The sequence below is a fragment of the Streptococcus porcorum genome (assembly GCF_053203725.1).
On record NZ_JBRUDG010000055.1, the window covers coordinates 1 to 5,006 of the forward strand.

The 5,006-nt window shown below is 37.5% G+C and carries 4 protein-coding genes; all 4 read right to left on the reverse strand.

Translation table 11 applies throughout. From position 1 onward, the window contains the following. A partial coding sequence (locus ACVRWY_RS09265; protein WP_447455798.1) for a putative cross-wall-targeting lipoprotein signal domain-containing protein occupies positions 1-604 on the reverse strand: 604 nt, incomplete at its 3' end. 305 nt (positions 605-909) lie between these two features. Beyond that, positions 910-1,410, reverse strand: coding sequence for a DUF4411 family protein (locus ACVRWY_RS09270; protein ID WP_354369703.1), 501 nt, complete (start codon positions 1,408-1,410; stop codon positions 910-912). 3 nt (positions 1,411-1,413) lie between these two features. Beyond that, positions 1,414-2,520, reverse strand: coding sequence for an ImmA/IrrE family metallo-endopeptidase (locus ACVRWY_RS09275; protein ID WP_354369704.1), 1,107 nt, complete (start codon positions 2,518-2,520; stop codon positions 1,414-1,416). A gap of 65 nt (positions 2,521-2,585) precedes the next feature. After that, positions 2,586-5,006 (reverse strand): phage tail tip lysozyme (locus tag ACVRWY_RS09280; protein ID WP_447455799.1); only part of this gene is annotated, 2,421 nt, incomplete at its 5' end.

Here is a 5,006-nt window from a genome sequence, read left to right on the forward strand (position 1 = left end):
CCCAAGCATTTGTCTCCTTCCCAGTTTGGTTGGCACCTTCGTAGGCCTGTATCAGCTCCTTATTTTCTTGTTCAATTCGGACTTTTTCATCCTCATAAGCTGCTTTGTCAGCTTTGTAGGTTTCAGTGACTTCATTGATAGCCTCAGCCTGTGCTTGGGCATTTGCTTCTGATTTTGAAATTTGTTGGTTGGTCTCTGACGCAGAAGTTGTATTTCCTAAATCCATTGGGCTATCTTCAACCATAGAAACACCTTCAGCCTTGGCCACTTCAACTGCTTGTGTTACCGTATCATGAGGTACGGTGACAGCGATTGCACCATTAGATTGTCCAGTTGAATCTAGGCTATTTGTTTGTTCAGAAACTGGACTTGGTTGAGCCTCTGGTAAATTGGTGGCTGGATTTTCCGTTCTTTGAATGGTGGTGTCAACTGATGATGTGACTTCGTCTGCATGTGCAACCGTCCCACCCCAAGCAACAACAGCGGTCACCATGGTTCCAAGGGCAACCGAACATAAAGTACGGTATTTTTTACTCTTACGAAAGACGTGTTTCTCGCCTTTTTCCTGATTGACAAGAAAGTGATGATTACATGTTTTGGTCATAATGTGTCCTTCTTTTCTTTTTTCTGTAGCAACAAACTGTCACTCTTTCCTCATCATAAAAAAGAAGGCTTGATTTTGTTATCACAATCAGTTCAGGGAAAAGAAAAAGCCACCCATAAAGAGGTAACTTAAGAAGCCCGAGTAGCAACAATGATTGCAGTAAAAAACGAATGATGATGCGTAGTTATTAAACCACACTTCAAACATTCGTTTATAAGTTATGTATTAGATAAAATAATTTCTATTATTTATGTTGTTTTAAATAAGAAGTACTTTTCAGTGCCCTACCCATAAAAGGAGACTTTTTAAATAGATAAACCAATTTCCTCAAAGAACTCATTCATTGAGATACATTTTACTCCTAATTGGTCACACACATCTGGAATTTTAGCATTTTTACTAGGGTTTGTAGAATTTAAATTCACATTTTTTACTTCATCAGTAACTATAGTATAATTCATACTTTTCGCAATAGCTATCAACCATGGGTCTGCAATATCAGCGTTTGCCCATCCTTTTTGTGATGTAAGTGCTGCATCTTTATAGTAAGGACTACTCTGGATATACTGAATAATGTCACTCCACTCTACCACATAAGACTTATGATCAATAATGGACTTAGTGTAGTTATTCGATAACCAATCTCTAAACCACTCATCTTGGTAATTTTCCGAGACTACAATTTTAGGAATCACCACACTTGAGTTTAAAATACCAGCAAAATTTGACCAGAAGGTAGGAAAAAAATCTTTACGATAATATCTATCATAAAAGTTTATGTATATATTTGAATCTAATAAATACATCTATCATCCTCCCCTGCTTAATATTTTATATCCTTTATATCCAACCCCTACGATACCAAAAGCATCTGTATAAGTAATTTTATTTTGTTGAACAGCATTATTCACATGATTGAAAAAATTAGAATCCATTCTGAATCGAAGGTTATTATGATAATTACCTCCACTAGAATTTTTTTTAATATTTTCAATTAATTTAAATTCAGCTTCAAGTTCTTTTTGTAAAGACATAAAGTCCTTTCTTGAAACCATTGATAAATCATATAGTCGTCTTAAAACAACGAACTTACTTACTTCAAATTTTCTAGATAAATTATCAAGACTGGTTCTGATATCTATTTGATTGTCAAACATATCACTAATTAATTCTTTTGGAACTAAAATCTCCGCTGTTATTGAATTTATTATTGCTTCTGTCTTACTTCGTTTTTTTGGATCTTCACCATCAAATAAATCACTATCCCCATATAATAAATGGACAAACTCATGAATTAATGTGAATAACTGTCCAGTCTTCGAATCCAACTGATTAATAAAAATAATCGGAGCCTTCTTATCAGATAACACGAAACCTCTAAACTCATTTAGATTTAACGGACGATGTGTATTATCCTTATACTTACCATTTAAAAATATGAAAATTCCTAATTGACCGAGTATTTTTCTATAATTATCAAATCTTCCTCTGGTAATTTCATTCCCTAACAATTCTCTTGCTTTCAAAATTACATCTGAGTAATCATCATCAAAAGTAAAAATACCTACAAAAGGACATTCATTCTCAACTATTTCTTTCAAAAATTCTTGTTTCTCTTGCATTTCAATAATTGTATCTTTTAATTCAGAACTGATATCAGATAAAAGTTGTGAATTGAATGTCCTAAAATCAACATTCAAAGAACTAGAAGAAATCGGCTCTTTTAATAACAATAATCCAGTAGGAACATTAATCATTTTAGAAAGTGCAGATATTTGATTAAAGGTAGGCTCTAATTCCCCTTTTAAAAACTTATCAATATTAGGTAATTTTTGTCGTAAATATTCGATAGGAGTATTAGAGTTACGAATATATGTAGATAGAACTTCAGTATTTACATTTAAACGTTGAATCATAAACTGCCTCCCATACTTTTTAATTTATTTTACCAAAAAATTTAGAAAAATTCTATATTATTTTTTTATTTCGTCGTATAAGCAAAACTCAAGCTACTATCCACTCCAGATAATTTACGGAAGGTATAGTTTGGATTGCCATTGTAGTTGGTTTCGGAGATAAGGAATGAGCCATCTGGGTAGACTTTTTCGACGAAAGCCACATGTCCGTATTCTGTTGGTGTACCATGTCCTCCTCCCGCAAAGGAAAGAATAGCTCCTGCTTGTGGACTTGTCCCTATCTCTCCACCGAGACTTTCGGCTGTACGCACCCAATCTTGGCCATTGCCCATGGTACTGATAATTGGAATCTTCTCACCGTTTTTACCTTTGAGTTTTAGACCCAGTTGGTTGATACGGGCTGCAACTCCCCAAGTACATTGGCCGTAAGCATATCCCATACCGTCACCACCTCCTGGAATAGAGTTTTCAAAGAGGTCGCCTCGTACAGCTTCAAGAGCTTTGGGGTCACTTTGTGCTGTCCCACCGTTGGGTTGACTAAAGCCTTTTTCAACTTGGTAATACCACTCACTTGCTCGTGTCTGACGTTCAAGTAGCTTATCACCACTATTTCCTTCCCAGTAAATGAGAAATAGTTGGGCAAGACTAGCTGGACTTCCTGAATTTTTGAAGAAGTCCTTTAACCAGTTGGTGTAATAAGGACTATCCCCATGCAACATGAAATCCAGTTGTAACCCTAAGTCATACCATTTTTGATGTTTTCCTTTGGCATATTCGAGCAATAAAGTATGTCTGCGTGACCCATCCGAGGTATCTGTCCATTGTCCTAAGCCTAAACCACGTTTGAGAATATTCGGGTAACGCCCATTATATATAGTTGGACCATTGAGTGAAAGCCAGCCCTCATCATCCCACGAACCGTCTGTCGCACCAACAGGTGGAGATAGATAGTCGCCCTCCGCACGCTTGGGATTAATAGAGGATTCTACCGACCAATTTCCTAAAATAGCTGCGATAGCTTGATCGGTCGCACCTTTGCTTTTAAGATAGTCATAAATTGCCTTGGCTCTCTCAAACTCATCGCCGCCAAACTGACCGATAGTTGGAAGAATGGTGGTCTGAACCTGAATCACTTTTGGAAAGTAAAAAGCTGGATTGACGTAGACTAGCTTATCCGTGTCATCATCAACCTTTTGATAGGTGACTTTTAGACCCGTACCGTCTTTGGTCTCACCAATAATGTCTCTTGCCAAGACTTGTTGATTTTCACTCACTCGGCCTGAATGAATTCCAAACAAGGTTAGTTTAGTCTTATTCACTCCCTTACCAGATGTCAAAACAACGTTCTCTCCATCAAGAGATACCTTGCCATCCATCGGAGCTACAATGACTTGACCTTCTTTTGCTTCTAAGATGATATGGTGATGAAGCGTTGGTTTCTCATCAATGACCTCATAACCATATCGGTAGGTCATGTTTAAGCTATCCTCATCGGTCTGTCCCTGAAAGGGATTGTCCAATTCTTGAAGGGCTAGATAGTTGCCTTCTTCGGTCAATTCCTTTAGTTCTTCTTGATCCTCATCAGACAGCTTGTAAGCAGGTTCTTTATATAAGTCAGACATGGATTTAATAGAATCTCCACCATTTAAGTCTGTCCACACTTGACTGAGAAATGCTTTGTAGGTCGTACCACCCGTTTCCATGAAATCGTCAAGCTTATAGTCTTGGTATTGATGATTCATGTAAACCATGACCTCATCAATCTTAGTGTAAAAGGTAATTCCCTTTTCGTTGGTTCTTGTATGTTCCGCATCTTCCCACGTCATGTGGGTATAGGCCTTGGTCAATTCCATCTCATCTTGTTGAATGACACTGCTACCTGAGACACTCATGAAAAAGCTCATCATCAAAAGGAGTATCAAGAGAATGCCTGAGACAATCCAAGTCAAAGGATTTCCCGCAAGGACAGAAAAGAAAGTCATACTTCCCTTAATGGCTTGGACGATTCCTTTGAAACCTGCGACACTTTGTTTTCTGATATGCTTTAAAAAGGTTTGGTAACGTCTTCTTGCTTTAAGAGGTTTCTGGCGTGTGAATCCTTTTCCCTTTTTGAAGTTCTGGAATCGTTCCTTTCCATGAGAAAATTTTGTTTTGGTAAACCGCACACCTGTCTGTCCACTTTTTACTACCACCTTACCTACTTGAAAGGTAAACCTTCCATAGCGTCTGGCTTTCAAACTAGTATCCTTCATGGTTCTTAGACCATCTAAATCATCCTCCTGTGCTATCAGGTCAAGGGATTCAGATGCAGCCAAGCTTAATCCAGCTTTGACTTTGGTAGAGTTTTTCTTAGTCTTTTGGACTTTCTTGAGTTGTTTAACCTCACGCTTGGCAGAACTTACGTCTTTTTCTGCACTTAGCCGATCAAATGATTTTTCTTGGTGAAACCGAAAGCGAGACTTCAGGGAAGGATTTTCTTTTTGGAA